The sequence below is a fragment of the Pseudoduganella sp. RAF53_2 genome, from assembly GCF_052113985.1.
GTDB lineage: Bacteria > Pseudomonadota > Gammaproteobacteria > Burkholderiales > Burkholderiaceae_D > Rugamonas.
Genome location: NZ_JBFRDW010000245.1, coordinates 1 through 15,357, shown reverse-complemented (window position 1 = coordinate 15,357; position 15,357 = coordinate 1). Strand labels below are relative to the sequence as shown.

The window sequence follows — 15,357 nt, the reverse complement described above, 5'->3', positions numbered from 1 at the left end:
GGGCACCAGAGACCTCTATGCCGGGTGACAATTCGAGAGTTTATTCTCTCTTCCGTTCATTAAGCTGATTGAGCAGCGCCTACACTCCGCTTGTCGCTGCGTCGCTTATGGAGGAGCGAATGCCGCGCCCTGTCCAGCCTCGCATCCCCACTTTCCCAAAGCCATATCTCATTCAACGGGCGGCCGTCCATGCTCCGCCTGTTTACCATCCGTCCAGCTTGCTACGAACCGTGCAGCGGGCGGAGGCGAAGAAATCAGAAGGGCCGCAGGAGAAGCTCAATGAGATGGCGACGAAAATCCACGCCAAGGCGGGCGGGACAAGCTGCAGCGGCGACGCGGTATGGCATTGCAGGCAGTAACGTGCCCCGATGGAGTGGCCGCCGCGCGAAACACCTTGCCAGAAATGGAAGAGTCCCGAATTCCTCGCAGGCGATGAGAATTCACCTACCACCGCGGCCTATCCTTGGTACTTCTTCAAAGATGAAATCGAAGGCAAGCGCTTAACATTTCAGACGAAAGCAGACTTCGACGATTGGGTCAAAAAGCGCACATCGTGACTAATCCAGACTAAGCATCTCCGGCGCTCGCCAGCAGGAAGTCGCGCAGCAGCCGAGCGCTGGGGCCGACGCGCTGCGAGTGGACCAGATAGATTTCCAGTGGCGCGGTAGCGGCCTCGGGTAGCACGTGGACCAGTTCTCCGGAAGCGATGAGCGCTGCGGCATCATAGGCCGGCAGCCGCGCCAGGCCTTCGCCCGCCAGTACGAACGCCAGCCGCGATGCGGCGCTGTCGGTCACGACATCTCCCTGCAACGAAATCTGCATCCCCTGCAAGGTAAGCGTACGCTGGCTGGGCGGATAGATGACCCAGCGGTGCTGTTGCAGCCCTTCTATCGACACCGGCGCAGGGTGGCGGCGCAGATAGGCGGGTGACGCGCACAACATGGTCGGCTCGCGCAGCAGCCGGCGCGCGACCAGATTGGAATCAGCCAGCGGCCCCGCGCGTACCGCCAGTTCGATCCCCTGCTGCACCAGATCCACGTTGGCGTCGTTCATCGCCACGTGCAGGCGAATTGCAGGATAGCGCCGCCGGAACTCCAGCAAGACGGGCAAGATGCGCTTGCTGCCGAAATGGTGCGAGCATGTGATGCGTACCTCGCCGCGCGGCTCTTCGCGCAGCAATTCCATGCCGCGAATGCCGTCGTGCGCTTCGTCCAGCAGCCGTTCACAGTGCACACGGAAAGCCTCGCCAGCCGGCGTCAGGCTGAAGCTGCGCGTACTGCGCTGGGCCAGCGGCACGCCGAGTTTCATTTCCAGGGTCTTCACATGATGGCTCACCACTGCCCGCGTCAGTCCCAGCGCGCGCGCACCGGCCGCGAAGCTGCCATGGCGCACCACTGTCGCAAAGATGGCCATGGCGCGCAGTTCATCAAGGATGGGGGAAGAATTGTCCATTAGGCGATTGTATTACTTTTTTTGACATTGAGTCAGCATACTGGCGCCTACTCGAAGCCGCCCAGGCAGCCTATATTGCTCACGTACGTAGCACATTTCTTGAGCAAAAGGAGAGCATCATGAGCGTGAAACATGTCCTGTTTATTTTGACAAATGCAGCCGAAATCGGCCCCAACAAACGTGCCACCGGCTATTTCTTCCCTGAAGTCGCCCACCCTTACGAGGTGTTCGATGAAGCCGGCATCGCAGTCGAATACGCCTCCCCCTTGGGCGGCACGCCACCGGAAGACGGCTACGACGCCAACGACCCGGCACAACTGGCCTTCCGCAACAGCGCCGCCATCCGCCGCATGGCCCACAGCCGCAAATTGTCGGATGTCGACGTGAACGACTACGACGCAATTTTCTTCCCCGGCGGCCTCGGCCCGATGGTCGACATTGCCCACGACCCGGACGTAAAGCAGGCTGTCACCACCGCCTGGAACGCCGGTAAGATCGTCGCGGCAGTCTGCCACGGGCCCGCCGCTCTGCTCGGCGTGACTGCCCCCGACGGGACGCCACTAGTCCGTGGCCGAAAACTGACCTCCTTCTCCAACGCGGAAGAAGCGGGCTATGCCCAGGCCGACGTACCGTTTAAGCTGGAAGACGCACTGCGCGAAGAAGGCGCAGATTATTCGGCCGCCGATGTGTGGCAATCCAAAGTGGTGGTGGATGRCCTTTTGATGACCGGCCAGAATCCAGCCTCGGGCGGCCCGCTGGCACGCGAAATCGTCAAAGCACTGAAGGGAGAAGCAAAATGAGCGAAGAAATCACCGTAGTCGCCCGCTGGCAGCCAGCCGAAGGCGCCCTGGACGAAGTGCTGTCCATCCTCGCGGAACTGCGCCCGAAGTCGCTGGCGGAAGCAGGCTGCCTCGGATACGAGGTGTACCGGCACGCCGAACAGGCCAACACCCTGTTGCTGGTCGAGCGCTACTGCGATAACGCAGCGCTCGAAGCCCACAAACAGTCGGAACACTACCGGCAGCTGGTACTCGCCCGCGCCCTGCCCTTGCTGGCAGATCGCAAGGTGGAGCTGTTAAAGCCGCTCTGACAAAAAAAGAAAACACCCGCGTGGCTCTGCCAGCGCGGGTGTGACATTTGGTGAATCTATTTCTACTTTTCGTCATCTAAGCTGGTTGAGCGGCATGACGCCGCGCCCAAGCGAGGAGGATGCGATGCAAGTATCCAATCTAAGAATTGGCACACGGCTTTACATGGGGTTTGGTGGCGTCGTCCTGCTGATGTTTGTGCTGCTGACGGTCGCCTACAACAACTTCTCCAGGCTAGGACAGGCCAATGGCATGAACATCCACACCTACGAGGTGCTGGAAGAAGTCAAAGGAATGCTGTTAAGCCTGGTGAATATCGAGACGGGCGAGCGCGGCTTTGCCCATACCGGCAACGATGCATCGCTGGAGCCCTTGCACAACGGCCGCAAGGAATTCCAGGCGCATTTCGACAGGACCCGGACACTTACCTCCGACAATCCACGCCAGCAGCAACGCTTGCAGCAGCTGGATGCGGCGCATCGCCAATGGCTGGAGACAGCGGTGAACCCGGTCATCGCACTGCGCCGCAACGTCACCAGCGGCAGCGCCACAATGGATAGCGTGGTCGACTTCGAAAAAGCTGGCAAAGGGAAGCTGGGGATGGACGCCATGCGCGTCATCCTGGCGGAAATGGACAAGGAAGAACGCGCCCTGCTCGGCCAGCGCGCCGAAGAAGCCGCGGCGATGAAAACGCGCACCGGTGGCGTCATCATGATCGGCGGCTTGCTGAACACGGTGCTCGCGGCCGCTCTGGCGATCTGGCTGACGCGGAACATCACCAATCCCCTGAACACGGCCGTAGAACTGGCCAAGCGCGTGGCCAAGGGCGACCTGACCGCCAGGGCCGACGCCAGATCCACCGATGAAACAGGCCAGCTGGTCGCGGCACTACGCGACATGACAGGCAACCTGTCGCGTATCGTGGCCCAGGTCCGCAACGGCACGGGCGCCATCGCGGCGGCATCGGATCAGATTGCATCCGGCAATATGGACTTATCCGAACGCACCGAACAGCAAGCCAGCTCGCTGGAAGAGACGGCATCGTCGATGGAAGAACTGACATCGACCGTTCAGCAGAACGCGGATCACGCCCGCCAGGCCAATCACCTCGCCACTTCCGCTTCCGAAGTGGCCCAGAAAGGCGGCGCCGTGGTGTCGGAGGTGGTACAGACCATGGGCTCGATCAACGAATGCTCACGCAAGATCGTGGACATCATCAGTGTGATCGATGGCATCGCCTTCCAGACCAATATCCTGGCGCTGAATGCGGCAGTGGAGGCCGCGCGCGCCGGCGAACAGGGACGCGGCTTCGCCGTGGTGGCCAACGAAGTGCGCACCCTGGCGCACCGCTCCGCCAATGCGGCCAGGGAAATCAAGGCACTGATCGGCGACTCGGTGGAGAAAGTCGAAATCGGCAGCAAGCTGGTGGACCAGGCTGGCGTGACGATGGCCGAGATGCTGGTGAGCGTCAAGCAGGTTTCGGAAATCATTGCCGAAATTGCGGATGCCAGCCAGGAGCAGCGCGACGGCATCGAGCAGGTCAACCAGGCCATTGTGCAGATGGATCAGACGACGCAGCAGAATTCCGCGCTGGTCGAAGAGGCCGCAGCGGCGGCCAGCGCGATGAAGGAGCAGGCCAGCGAGCTTGACCAGCTGGTGTCGACATTCCGACTGGACCCGTCGCTGACGGGCGGCGCCACCGCGCCACGCCGCGCCGCCAGCGTAAGCCAGCTGCCGTCCAAACGGCCCGCACCCAGGGCGGTCCCGATCATGCCGCCAGCTGCCCTGGCGAAAGCAGCCAACGACTGGGAAGAGTTCTAAGCGCTCAGCCCCGCAGCCCGCATGGCGAGCCGCATGAGGAACGCAACGACACCAAGGGCGGCGACGCTGGCCGCCCAGATCAGCACCATCCAGCCAAGGCGCTTCCACATCAGTGATACCCCTCGCCCAAGCGCACCTTGCCGCGGAAAACAYAGTACGACCAGATGGTGTACATCAGGATGATCGGGATGATCAGCAGCGCGCCAATCAGCGCAAAGCCCTGGCTCTGGGTTGGCGCCGCCGCGGCCCAGATCGAAATATTCGGCGGCACGATGTTCGGCCACACGCTGATTCCCAGGCCGCTATAGCCGAGGAAGACCAGTGCCAGCGTGTAAAGGAAGGGGCTGACGTGATGGCGCCTTGCCACGGAGCGCCACAGCAGCAGCGCACTGGCCGCGACCAGCAGCGGCACCGGTGCGAACCACAGCATATTCGGGAAGCTGAACCAGCGCTCAGCGATGCGCGAGTCGATCAAAGGCGTCCAGATACTGATGATGGCGATGGCGGCCAGCAGGCCCCACACCAGCAAGCGCGTGATGCGGTAAGCATGGGCTTGCAGTTCGCCTTCTGTTTTCATGATCAGCCATGTGCTGCCTAACAGGCCATAGCCAACCAGCAGCCCCACACCGGTGAACAGGGAAAACGGCGATAGCCAGTCCATCGGACCGCCGGCAAAGCGTCCGTCAACGATATTGAAGCCCCGGATGTAGGCGCCAAGCGCCACGCCCTGCGCGAAGGTGGCGAGGGCCGAGCCGCCGATGAAGGCCTTGTCCCAGAAGTGGCGCTCATGTTCCAGTGCCTTGAAGCGGAACTCGAAGGCCACGCCGCGAAAAATCAGTCCGATCAGCATGAAGATCAGCGGCAGGTAGAGCGCACTCAGGATCACCGCGTAGGCCAGCGGGAATGCCGCCAGCAGGCCGGCGCCGCCCAGCACCAGCCAGGTTTCATTGCCGTCCCACACCGGCGCCACCGTGTTCATGATCACGTCACGCTCTTCCTTCTGCTTGAAGAAGGGGAACAGCAAGCCGATGCCGAGGTCGAAGCCGTCCATCACGATATACATCATGATGCCGAACAGGATGATGACGGCCCAGATGATTGACAAGTCAACGCCCATGATCACTCCCCGTCCGCATCATCACGATCCGACTTCTTCGCCACCGACAGCGGCCGCGCCGGTGTGCGCCCCTGCCCCGGTCCGCCCAGTTCTTCCATCTGGCCTTCGCTCATGACGGGACCCTTTCTGATCAGGCGCAGCAAATAGGCGATACCTGTTCCGAATACCGCAAAGTAGACCACCACGAACATGATCAGGGTCAGGGTCAGTTCCGGCGCGCCATGCGGCGATACCGCATCCGCCGTACGCATCACCTTATAAACTACCCACGGCTGGCGCCCTACTTCGGTGGTCATCCAGCCCGCCAGCAAGGCGACCAGGCCGGCCGGCCCCATGTACAGGGCAAAGTGCAGGAAGGGCCGGCTCGTCTCCATCCGGCCGCGCCAGCGCAGCCAGACGCTGATCACGCCCAGCAGAATCATCAGCAGTCCCAACCCCACCATCAGGCGGAAGGACCAGAACAGGATCGGCGAATTGGGGCGGTCTTCTTTGGGGAATTCCTTCAAACCGGCAAAGGTCCCGTTCAGGCTATGCGTGAGAATCAGGCTGCCCATGCGCGGGACTTCGATTTTCCATTTCGTCTCTTCGCGCTCCATATCGGGCATGCCGAATAGGATCAGGGGCACGCCTTCCTTGCCCTCGTTCTGCCAGTGCCCCTCCATTGCAGCGATCTTGGCGGGCTGGTGCTCCAGCGTGTTCAGACCGTGCATGTCCCCGATCACGGCCTGAATCGGCGCCACAATGACCAGCATCCACATCGCCATCGACAGCATTTTGCGGATCGCTGGATTGTCCTTCCTGTGCAGCAGCAACCAGCCTGCCGAACCGCCCACCATCAGCGCAGTGGCCAGGAAGGCCGCCACACTCATGTGCGCCAGCCGGTAGGGAAAGGAAGGATTGAAGATGACGGCCAGCCAGTCCACCGGCACCACGCGGCGGCCGATGATTTCGTAGCCTTGCGGCGTTTGCATCCAGCTGTTGGACGCCAGAATCCAGGTGGCGGAAATCAGCGTACCAAGGGCCACCATGCCCGTCGCCACAAAGTGCAAGGCCGGTCCCACGCGGTTCCAGCCGAACAGCATCACGCCAAGAAAGCCCGCCTCAAGGAAGAAGGCCGTCAGCACTTCGTAGGCCAGCAACGGCCCCGTGACGCCGCCGGCGAAGGCCGAAAAGCCGCTCCAGTTGGTGCCGAACTCGTAGGCCATCACCAGCCCGGACACCACGCCCATGCCGAAGTTGACGGCAAATATCTTCAGCCAGAAGTGATAGAGGTCGCGATAGAGTTCACGTCCCGTTTTCAGCCAGCACGCCTCCAGCACCAGCAGATAGCTGGCCAGGCCGATCGTAATCGCCGGGAAAATGATGTGAAAGGATATGGTGAATCCGAACTGGATTCTTGCCAGCTCAAGCGCGGTCAGGCCAAACATCTAGCTCTCCGAAAAGGTTGGAGGAACGACGATGATTCTACTCAGCCAATGCAGAAAGAAACAGGCGCAGTTCTTCGTCAAATGAGCATATCAGTTTCGCTCAAATCGATCTGAAGGATGCACATCGGCGGCTAGTTCCACTTGCCGCCGCTGCCACCAAGGCTATATCTGCCCGCGCCGAGCAGTGCGATGGTGATCGCCGACGCCAGGTACATGCCCTGCAGTTCCAGCGCCCAACCACCCTGCTTGCCGACTTCGAACAACTGGCCCATATGCACCAGGCCAATGGCGACCAGCATATTGATGGCAATAACCAGCGCCGCCGCGCGCGTCCACACGCCTGCCAGCACCAGCAGCGGCGCCACGACTTCGCCGATGTAGACCAGATAGCCAAACGCGGAGGGCAAGCCCGCCTTCGCCACCATCCCCGTGATCGGCCCCACCCCGCCCATGATTTTCGACACGCCGTGGAAGGAGTGAAGAGGCCAGCTCAGCGATGAGCTATCAAAAGTGCGCGCACGATTGACGCAGCCTTTCGCTTTAAAACATACCTCGGCGGAGAATGTTTCAGCCTCACACGAGAGGCATTCACAGAGCGTTCACCAACACTTCGGGGTATAAACATGCACACAGGAATAAAAAGCATTGCACTCGGTACTGGATTGCTCGCATCGCTGTGCTTTACTGCGCACGCTCAGGCCGGCACTTTCGACGCTGGCATACCCGCAGGCTGGACCTGCGTCGGCACTTGCGGCGCATCAGGGGCGAACGGGGTCGTCCCACTCTCACCGGCCGGCGGCAGTAAATATGGCTGGGTTGCAACGACCGACAGCACAGCCGCGGTCGCGCTGCCCAATGTCGGCGGGGAAGGCGATGGAACGCTGGGCTCGACCTTGCGTTCAATCATTTTCTCCGCTACGGCAGGCACCGAACTGGACTTCCGCTTCAACTACACCACGTCCGACGGCGCAGGCTACGCCGACTATGCGTGGGCTCGCCTGCTGGACGGCAACAATAATGAAGTCGCCCTGCTCTTCACCGCGCGGACCAGCGAGAATGGCAACGCCGTCCCCGGCTTCGCCATGCCCGCCCCGATTGCCACGCTGACACCGGCAACGGTGACCATCGACGCCGGCAAGACCAACTGGTCACCGCTGGGCGATGATGCGGACAGCTGCTACGACGTCGGTTGCGGCACCACCGGCTGGGTCAAGTCGCAGTACACCATCGCCAATGCCGGCAACTACAAGCTGGAATTCGGCGTCACCAACTGGAACGACACCGACTACCAGTCCGGACTCGCGTTCGACGCCATCACGCTCGGCGGCGTGCCGCTGCCGGTACCGGAACCCGCCACCTACGCCATGCTGCTCGCCGGCATGACCATCCTCGGCAGCGTCGTCAAACGGCGCAAGCGCGACTAAGCGCCCGCCAGCCATGCGCCGCCTTCGGGCGGCCATGCCTATACTCGGGCATGGGCGACATCCGCATCGGCATCTCAGGCTGGCGCTACGCACCGTGGCGCGGCGTTTTCTATCCGGAAGATCTGGCACAGGCACGCGAACTGGAATTCGCTTCGCGCGTGCTGCCGACCATTGAAATCAACGGTTCCTTCTACGCCTTGCAGCGGCCCGCAAGCTACCAGTCCTGGTACGACGCGACACCGCCGGGCTTTGTCTTTGCGCACAAAGGCAATCGCTACATCACCCACATCCTGCGCCTGCGCTCACCGGAGAAGCCGCTCGCCAATGTCATGGCCTCAGGCGTGCTGCTGTTGCGCGAAAAGCTGGGTCCCTTCCTCTGGCAACTGCCGCCCAGTTTCAAATTCGATGCGGAAGTGATCGAGCAGTTTCTGCGTATGCTGCCGCACGACGCGCAAGCCGCGCTGGAGCTGGCACGCCGGCATGAGCCGCGCATGAATGGCCGCTCCGCGCTGGAGATCGACGGCAACCATCCCATGCGGCATGCGATGGAAATCCGCAACGAGAGCTTCAACGATCCCGCCTTCATCAAACTACTGCGTAAATACAAGGTGGCGCTGGTGGTTGCCGACACTGCGGGCAAATGGCCCGATTACGAAGACATCACAGCGGACTTCCTCTACATCCGCCTGCATGGCGAGAAGGAGCTGTACGCCAGCGGCTATACCGATGAAGCGCTGGACAGTTGGGCGCGTCGCATCGACGCATGGGCAGGCGGCTCTCAAATCGCGCAGGCACGCCTGATCGTAGATGGGCAGCCGCCCAAACGTGCCTCACGCGACGTCTACTGCTACTTCGACAATGACGTCAAAGTGCATGCGCCTTTCGACGCGCATGCACTGGCGGAACGCTTAAGCGCCACGGCGGGTTCGTAGCTGCTCCATACGCTGCGAACGGTAGATGCCAGTGTGGCCGGAGAACAGATACGCGACCACGCAGCCCAGCGCGGCAAACGGCCCGATCTCCGGGCCGAACAATTCGATCGCCATGACCGTCGATGCCAGCGGCGTATTGGCGGCGCCGGCAAAGACGGCGACGAAACCGATACCTGCCAGCGTTGCGAACGGCAGATGCAGCAGCGGCGCCAGCACATTGCCCAGCGTCGCGCCAATATAGAACAGCGGCGTCACTTCGCCGCCTTTGAAGCCAGTACCCAGCGAACCCACCGTGAACACGAACTTGCCGGCCCAGTCCCATACCGGCAGCGGATGCTGGAACGCTTCCACAATCACCGGAATGCCAAGGCCGATATAGCGTTGGCTGCCCATCGCCCACACCGCCAGGGCGACCAGCAAACCGCCAAGCACGGGACGCAGCGGCGCGTAGCTGATACTGCGCTTCACCAGCGCGGTCAGCGCATGTGTCGCCGTGGCGAACAAACGGCCGACAACGCCGAAGGCCATGCCTGCCACAATCACGGCCAGCACGCTCAGAACCGCCACCGGCGGCAATGCACCAACCGAGTAATGCGTGTGATGCACGCCCCAGGCCAGCGTGACCTGATCAGCCACGATGGCCGCGACCATGCAGGGAAAAATCGCGTCGTAGCGCATGCGTCCGACGACCAGCACTTCGAGTCCAAAGATCGCACCGGCCAGCGGCGTGCCGAACACCGATGCGAAACCGGCGCTGATACCCGCCATGAGCAGGATGCTGCGGTCTTCGGATCGCAGCCTGAACACGTGGGTTAACTGATCCGCCAGCGCGCCGCCCATCTGCACCGCCGTGCCTTCGCGGCCGACCGATGCGCCAAACAGATGCGAGATGACGGTGCTGACCAGCACCAGCGGCGCAAGCCGCAGCGGTATGACTTTTTTCGGGTCGTGGATTTCGTCGATCAGCAGGTTATTGCCCGCTTCAACGCTGCTGCCGACATGCAGATACACCCAGCCGACGATGAAGCCGGCAATGGGCAGCAGCCAGACGATCCAGGCATGGCGTTCGCGCCAGTCAGTGGCCAGGTCCAGCGCAACGAGGAATAAAGCGGATGCGCTGCCCGCAAGCGCGGCGACCAGTGCGGCAATCGCACACCACTTGCCAACATAAGGCAGCAGAGAGATTTGTTCGGGGTATTTTCTCATAGGCGGCAGCCAATATAGCATGGCCGCCGCCCCTGCGGATCAGTGATGGTGCTCGTGCGGCTTTCTCACTTCCAGTGGCGGCGCATCGGCCTGCGGCGCCGCTGCGCCTGGCGCTGACGGTGCCGGCGGCAGCTCACCGGTCCATTCGTAGGCAGTGGTGCCTTTCGGCGCCTGATACCAGCCCGGATCGCGGTAGTCGCCGCGCGGCTGCCCCTCCCTCACCTTCAACAGCGTGAACATGCCGCCCATATCGATGTCGCCATGCGGCCCCGTGCCCGTCATCATCGGCAGCGTATTCTCCGGAATCGGCATCTCCATGCCGTCCATCGAGCCGCCTTTATCGCCCATGGTCATATAGCCCGGCACCACCTTCATGATCTTCTCGGCCACGCCCTCATGGTCCACCCCGATCATATTCGGCACGTTGTGGCCCATGGCGTTCATGGTGTGGTGCGATTTGTGGCAATGGAAGGCCCAGTCGCCCGGATTGTCGGCGATGAACTCGATGGCGCGCATCTGGCCGACAGCGACATCGGTAGTGACTTCAGGATGACGCGCGGACGGCGGAATCCAGCCGCCATCGGTGCCAGTCACTTCGAAGCGATGGCCATGCAGATGGATCGGATGGTTGGTCATCGTCAGGTTGCCGGTGCGGATGCGGACGCGGTCGCCCTGCCGCACTACCATCGGATCGATGCCGGGGAAGGCGCGGCTGTTGAAGGTCCACAGATTGAAGTCCAGCATGGTGTTGGTCTTCGGCGCGGCGCTGCCGGGATCGATGTCGTAAGCGTTCAGCAGGAAGCAGAAGTCGCGGTCCACGGCGTGCTGGCGGTAGTCCTTCGGGTGCGTGACCCAGAAGCCCATCATGCCCATTGCCATCTGCACCATCTCGTCCGCGTGCGGGTGATACATGAAGGTACCCGCATGCCTGGCCACGAATTCGTAGACAAAGGTTTTGCCGGGCTGGATGCCGGGCTGGCTGACGCCCGTCACGCCATCCATGCCGCTCGGCAGAATCTGGCCATGCCAGTGGATGCTGGTGTGTTCGGGCAGCTTATTGGTGACGAAGATGCGTACGCGGTCCCCCTCCACCACTTCGATCGTCGGGCCGGGACTTTGTCCGTTGTAGCCCCACAGCTTGGCCGTCATGCCGGGGGCGATCTCGCGCAGCACGGGTTCGGCAACCAGGTGGAATTCCTTTACGCCGTCTTTCATGCGCCACGGCAGGCTCCAGCCGTTCAGCGTAACGACGGGGTTAAACGGACGGCCATTGGGTGGCGGTGGCGGTGGCGTGGTGGCGGCGCCGGACTGCACGGGCGCTTCAGGCAGGCTGGCGGCACCGGCGCGGCTGACGATGCCGGCGCCCAGCAGCGCTGCGCCTGCGAGGAAGGATCGACGGTCACTCATTGTTTTTTCCCTCCCAGGGCTGCGTCAAGATTGGTATCCGCGATCCAGAATTCCTGCAGCGCGGTGATGTAGTTGTTGGCGGCCGTGGCCTGTTCACGCGCTTCGGCCAGCAGTTCGAAGACGCTCRTCAGCATGCCGTTGTAGCGCAGCAGCGTCTCCTGCGAAATCTGCTGGCGCAGCGGCATGACGTTGTCGCGGTACTGGCGTGCCAGTTCGTAAGACGTCTTGTAGTCTTCATAGCTTTCACGCGCTTCGCTGCGGGCGTTGCTGACAGTTTCAGCGAGCCGGTTCACGGACTGYATATACGTGGCTTCCGCGCGCGCAACTTTGGCACCGCGCCAGTCGAAGATCGGAATTTCCAGCGTCAGCTCGTAGCCGCGCGCGCCTGGCGTGCCGGTCGCGGTGTTGCGCACCGCACCCAGGTCCAGCACATTGATGAAGCGCGTGGTCTTATTCAGGCCCAGCGAGCGCGCAGTGTGCTCGACATCGAGCCTGGCGGCCTGGATGTCGAGGCGCTCGCTCAGGGCTTGCTGTTCCACGTCTTGCGGTGCGCGCGGTGCATCGGGCAGATCGGGCAGACGCTCGGCCAGTTTGAAGGGCGCGGCGCTCACACCCAGCATGCGTGCCAGCTTTTCACGGGCGGCGTTGGCACGCTTGCCGGCGCGGCGCACTTCGGCCAGTGCTTCCGCGCTGAAGGCCTGCTCGCGCGCTGCATCCAGCTTGCTCCAGTTGCCGGCTTTCTGCATGCGGACCGCCAGTTCGGCGCTGGCGCCAGCCGCCTCCTGCACCTGTTTAGCGGCGTCCAGGGCCTGGGCCGCGCCCACTGCCTCATAGTAAGCGCGCGCCGTCTCCTGCGCCACGTGCACGGCTTCGGCGCTGACCTGCAGCTTCACCTGCTCGAAACGCTGCGCTTCGATACGGCTGGCCAGCGGCAGCGTGATCAGGTTCAGCAGATTGAAGGTCAGCGTGCGCTCGATGCCGACTTCGCCGTCGCCGTGCGTGCGCTTGAAGTCGAAGTTCGGGTTTTGCAGGCGGCTAGCCTGCACCAGGTCCGCTTCGGCGATGCCGAGGTTCCAGTAAGTGGCCTGCAAGCCGCGGTTGTTCAGCAGCGCGATCTGCACTGCCGTTTGCGCAGACAGCGGTTCTGCGAGCATCTGACGCAGCTGTTCATCGAGCGCGCGGCGGTCTTCATCGCTGCGCAGCAGGCGGGTTTCTGCGCCGCTGCGCGTTTTCGTGTTCTGGGCGACGGTATTGAATCCGCCGTCGCCGGAAAAAGTGGCGCAGCCGCTTACCAGCAGGGCCACGGCAGCTGCGGCGGACGGCCGCAACCAGCGTTGGTGGTCGATCATACGATGTTTCCTCGAGATATGGACGAATGCCGGCCGCAATGGCCGGCCCAGGATCATGCGAGGGAATGGCGTGGCGGCCGTTCAGGCGTCGCCAGGTCGACGGTGGCGGGAGCCGCCACCTGATGAGGAATGAGTTTGGAAGTCAGACGCGGGCCGGATTGCGCCAGCGGCAGCGCTGGCGTCAGCGCCGCACCAACGCAGCAGGCGGACATGCCGCCGCAGTGATGCGCAGATGCGCGATCAATTTGCCCGGCATGGTCAGCATGTTGCGAGGCCCCATGTCCGGCGGCGAGCATCGCTGCGTGGTCGTGCCCTGAAGACGGGGCAGCCAGCTGCAAAGACTGCGGCATCGAAGTGGGCAGCGGCTGCGGTGCACACGGCAGCGCGCCTGCCATGGCCAGCCCCTGGAACGGGGTGGCCAGCAGCATCAGCGAGATAACGAAGACGCGCAGCGCAAATTTCATGACTGGCATCTTAACATGGCTTCGCTTAGAAGCGGCTTATCACATTGACATAATAGCCGCGCTCGACGCTGGTGCGGTAAGCGATCTCGGTGAACTCGCCGTGTTCCGGCCCGGCCAGATTGGTGCCGCCGACCGCCACTTCAATGCCAGGCTTGGGACGCCATGCCACGCGCACATCCAACGTGCGGTAGGACGGCACATCCGGTGTGGTCAGCTTGCCGACATGACGGAGCGTCACATCGACATCCAGGTCGTCACGCACCTGCAGCGAGGAACGCAGCAGAAGCGTATGGCGCGGATCGTGACCCTCCTTTTCCACCGATCCCACGTAATCGACCACGCCCGGCTTGAGCCAGAATTTCTGATGCAGTCCGGTCGCGCCGGCGCTCAGCCGCCAGTTCGATGTGGCCTGCCAGCTGGCCCAGGCTTCAACGCCGGAGGTGGCAGCCATCATGCCGTTGGCGAAAACGAGGGAGGTCATGCTGGGCGCCAGTTCGCCCGTGTGCAGCTTGTCGTAGAAAGCGCGGTAGACATTGACCGAGTAATTGAAGCGCTCCGCACTGCGCCGGTAGCCGATTTCATATACCCGCGCCACCTCGGATTCGAAACCGGGGCCACCATCCAGAATTCGCGGCGGCGCTGCCGGAATATAGACATCGCGATCCAGCCGCGCGGGCGCGCGCGCCGTACGCGAGACGGCCGCCCACAGCAGCTGGTCGCCGGCCAGCTTCCAGGCCAGACGTGCATTGGGCAGAAATTCGGTGCCGGTGTAGATATTGCGCTCGGCGCGCGCACCCAGCGTCAGCTTCAGGCTGTCCGTCAGCGCGATCACATCCTGCACATAAAGGCTGGTCCAGCGCAGGCGCTCGTCGGCAGGCAGGAAGGCAATGTAGATGCTGTTCTGCAGCCGGTCCTTGGCCGAGCGGTGCTCCACGCCCACCGACAATTCGTGGCGGCCGATGGGCGCCAGCGCGTACTGGGCCTGTACATCCCAGATGTCGAGCTTCTCGGCAAACGTAGGCGGCACGGTGCGCTGGACGTGGTCGTAGCTAAGCTGCGCACTGATGTTGCCGCCACCCGCCAACTGACGCTTCCAACTGCCCACCAGATTGGCCCCGTTCAGGCTCTCATCCTGCAGATCGAGATCGATTCCGCTGATGGAGATCGTGCCCGGCAGCGGCTGGCCTTTCAAAGCGCGGTAGATGTCGCCCTGCAGGGTCCACTGATCGCCGCCGCGCTCCCAATCGGCGCGGAAGCCGGCCTGCCGCTTGTGCCAGCCGTCGTCGATGCGTTCTCCGGCTGCGTTGTGCGTACCGTCGATGTGGAAGCCCATCACGTAGGCACGCCAGGCGCCCTGCTCCATCTTGCCGCCTGTGCGTGCGGTACCAAAGGAGCTGAGATTGCCGCCTGTGTAGGACAGCACGGTATCCTGCGTGTCTTCAGCCTTCTTGGTAATGATGTTGATGACGCCGTTCACGGCATTGGTGCCCCATTGCGCGCCACCCGGACCGCTGATGACTTCAATGCGTTCGACGAGGCCGAGCGGCAGATCCTGCGCATCCCAGAACACGCCCGAAAACAGTGGCGAATACACGGAGCGGCCATCGATCAGCACCAGCATCTTGTTGCCGTCGCTGTTGGCCTGGCCGCGCGCGCTCACGGTGTGTCCG

General features: G+C 62.6%; 14 protein-coding genes and 1 pseudogene. 5 read left to right on the top strand and 10 right to left on the bottom strand.

All coding sequences use genetic code 11. From position 1 onward, the window contains the following. Nucleotides 1-567 precede the first annotated feature (567 nt). A complete protein-coding gene (locus AB4Z11_RS15750; RefSeq protein WP_442026191.1) occupies nt 568-1,452 on the bottom strand; it encodes a LysR family transcriptional regulator in 885 nt (294 codons plus the stop codon). Between the two features lie 119 nt (nt 1,453-1,571). On the opposite strand from AB4Z11_RS15750, the gene AB4Z11_RS15745 reads away from it, so the two are divergent. The 3 genes from AB4Z11_RS15745 to AB4Z11_RS15735 all read left to right on the top strand — a co-directional run bounded on the left by AB4Z11_RS15745 (nt 1,572) and on the right by AB4Z11_RS15735 (nt 4,361). Next, nucleotides 1,572-2,252 (top strand): type 1 glutamine amidotransferase domain-containing protein, encoded by a 681-nt coding sequence (locus AB4Z11_RS15745; protein ID WP_442026190.1) that lies wholly within the window; start codon nt 1,572-1,574, stop codon nt 2,250-2,252. Continuing rightward, on the top strand, nt 2,249-2,542 hold the full coding sequence (locus AB4Z11_RS15740) for a putative quinol monooxygenase (RefSeq protein ID WP_442026189.1): 294 nt from the start codon (nt 2,249-2,251) through the stop codon (nt 2,540-2,542). Before AB4Z11_RS15745 ends, AB4Z11_RS15740 begins: the two co-directional genes overlap by 4 nt. Nucleotides 2,543-2,666: 124 nt before the next feature. Next, nucleotides 2,667-4,361, top strand: coding sequence for a methyl-accepting chemotaxis protein (locus tag AB4Z11_RS15735; protein WP_442026188.1), 1,695 nt, complete (start codon nt 2,667-2,669; stop codon nt 4,359-4,361). Here AB4Z11_RS15735 and AB4Z11_RS15730 read toward each other — a convergent pair. The 4 genes and pseudogenes from AB4Z11_RS15730 to AB4Z11_RS15715 form a co-directional block, all read right to left on the bottom strand. Beyond that, a complete protein-coding gene (locus AB4Z11_RS15730; protein WP_442026187.1) occupies nt 4,358-4,471 on the bottom strand; it encodes a DUF2474 domain-containing protein in 114 nt (37 codons plus the stop codon). The genes AB4Z11_RS15735 and AB4Z11_RS15730 overlap by 4 nt on opposite strands. Beyond that, nucleotides 4,471-5,478 (bottom strand): cytochrome d ubiquinol oxidase subunit II, encoded by a 1,008-nt coding sequence (cydB, locus tag AB4Z11_RS15725; RefSeq protein ID WP_442026186.1) that lies wholly within the window; start codon nt 5,476-5,478, stop codon nt 4,471-4,473. Before cydB ends, AB4Z11_RS15730 begins: the two co-directional genes overlap by 1 nt. A 2-nt stretch (nt 5,479-5,480) precedes the next feature. Next, the gene (locus AB4Z11_RS15720; RefSeq protein WP_442026185.1) at nt 5,481-6,905 is read right to left on the bottom strand and encodes a cytochrome ubiquinol oxidase subunit I; all 1,425 of its coding nucleotides are present in this window, start codon (nt 6,903-6,905) and stop codon (nt 5,481-5,483) included. A gap of 131 nt (nt 6,906-7,036) precedes the next feature. Beyond that, nucleotides 7,037-7,375: pseudogene (locus AB4Z11_RS15715) on the bottom strand (DoxX family protein); the annotation flags it as partial. Between the two features lie 153 nt (nt 7,376-7,528). Between AB4Z11_RS15715 and AB4Z11_RS15710 the strand changes: the two are divergent. Both AB4Z11_RS15710 and AB4Z11_RS15705 read left to right on the top strand, forming a co-directional pair. Next, a complete protein-coding gene (locus AB4Z11_RS15710; protein ID WP_442026184.1) occupies nt 7,529-8,329 on the top strand; it encodes an NF038132 family protein in 801 nt (266 codons plus the stop codon). Nucleotides 8,330-8,379: 50 nt separating this feature from the next. Beyond that, nucleotides 8,380-9,261: a DUF72 domain-containing protein gene (locus tag AB4Z11_RS15705; protein WP_442026183.1), complete on the top strand. Its 882-nt coding sequence runs from the start codon at nt 8,380-8,382 to the stop codon at nt 9,259-9,261. Here the strand turns inward: AB4Z11_RS15705 and AB4Z11_RS15700 are convergent. The 5 genes from AB4Z11_RS15700 to AB4Z11_RS15680 form a co-directional block, all read right to left on the bottom strand. Then, on the bottom strand, nt 9,238-10,467 hold the full coding sequence (locus AB4Z11_RS15700) for a voltage-gated chloride channel family protein (RefSeq protein ID WP_442026182.1): 1,230 nt from the start codon (nt 10,465-10,467) through the stop codon (nt 9,238-9,240). The genes AB4Z11_RS15705 and AB4Z11_RS15700 overlap by 24 nt on opposite strands. A gap of 39 nt (nt 10,468-10,506) precedes the next feature. Then, nucleotides 10,507-11,874 carry a multicopper oxidase family protein gene (locus AB4Z11_RS15695; protein WP_442026181.1) on the bottom strand — a complete coding sequence of 456 codons (1,368 nt, stop codon included), beginning with the start codon at nt 11,872-11,874 and terminating at the stop codon, nt 10,507-10,509. Beyond that, the gene (locus tag AB4Z11_RS15690; protein WP_442026180.1) at nt 11,871-13,223 is read right to left on the bottom strand and encodes a TolC family protein; all 1,353 of its coding nucleotides are present in this window, start codon (nt 13,221-13,223) and stop codon (nt 11,871-11,873) included. Before AB4Z11_RS15690 ends, AB4Z11_RS15695 begins: the two co-directional genes overlap by 4 nt. Before the next feature lie 53 nt (nt 13,224-13,276). Continuing rightward, the gene (locus AB4Z11_RS15685) at nt 13,277-13,687 is read right to left on the bottom strand and encodes a hypothetical protein (protein ID WP_442026179.1); all 411 of its coding nucleotides are present in this window, start codon (nt 13,685-13,687) and stop codon (nt 13,277-13,279) included. A 25-nt stretch (nt 13,688-13,712) separates the two neighbouring features. Then, the coding region (locus AB4Z11_RS15680; RefSeq protein ID WP_442026178.1) for a TonB-dependent receptor plug domain-containing protein at nt 13,713-15,357 on the bottom strand (1,645 nt) is incomplete at its 5' end.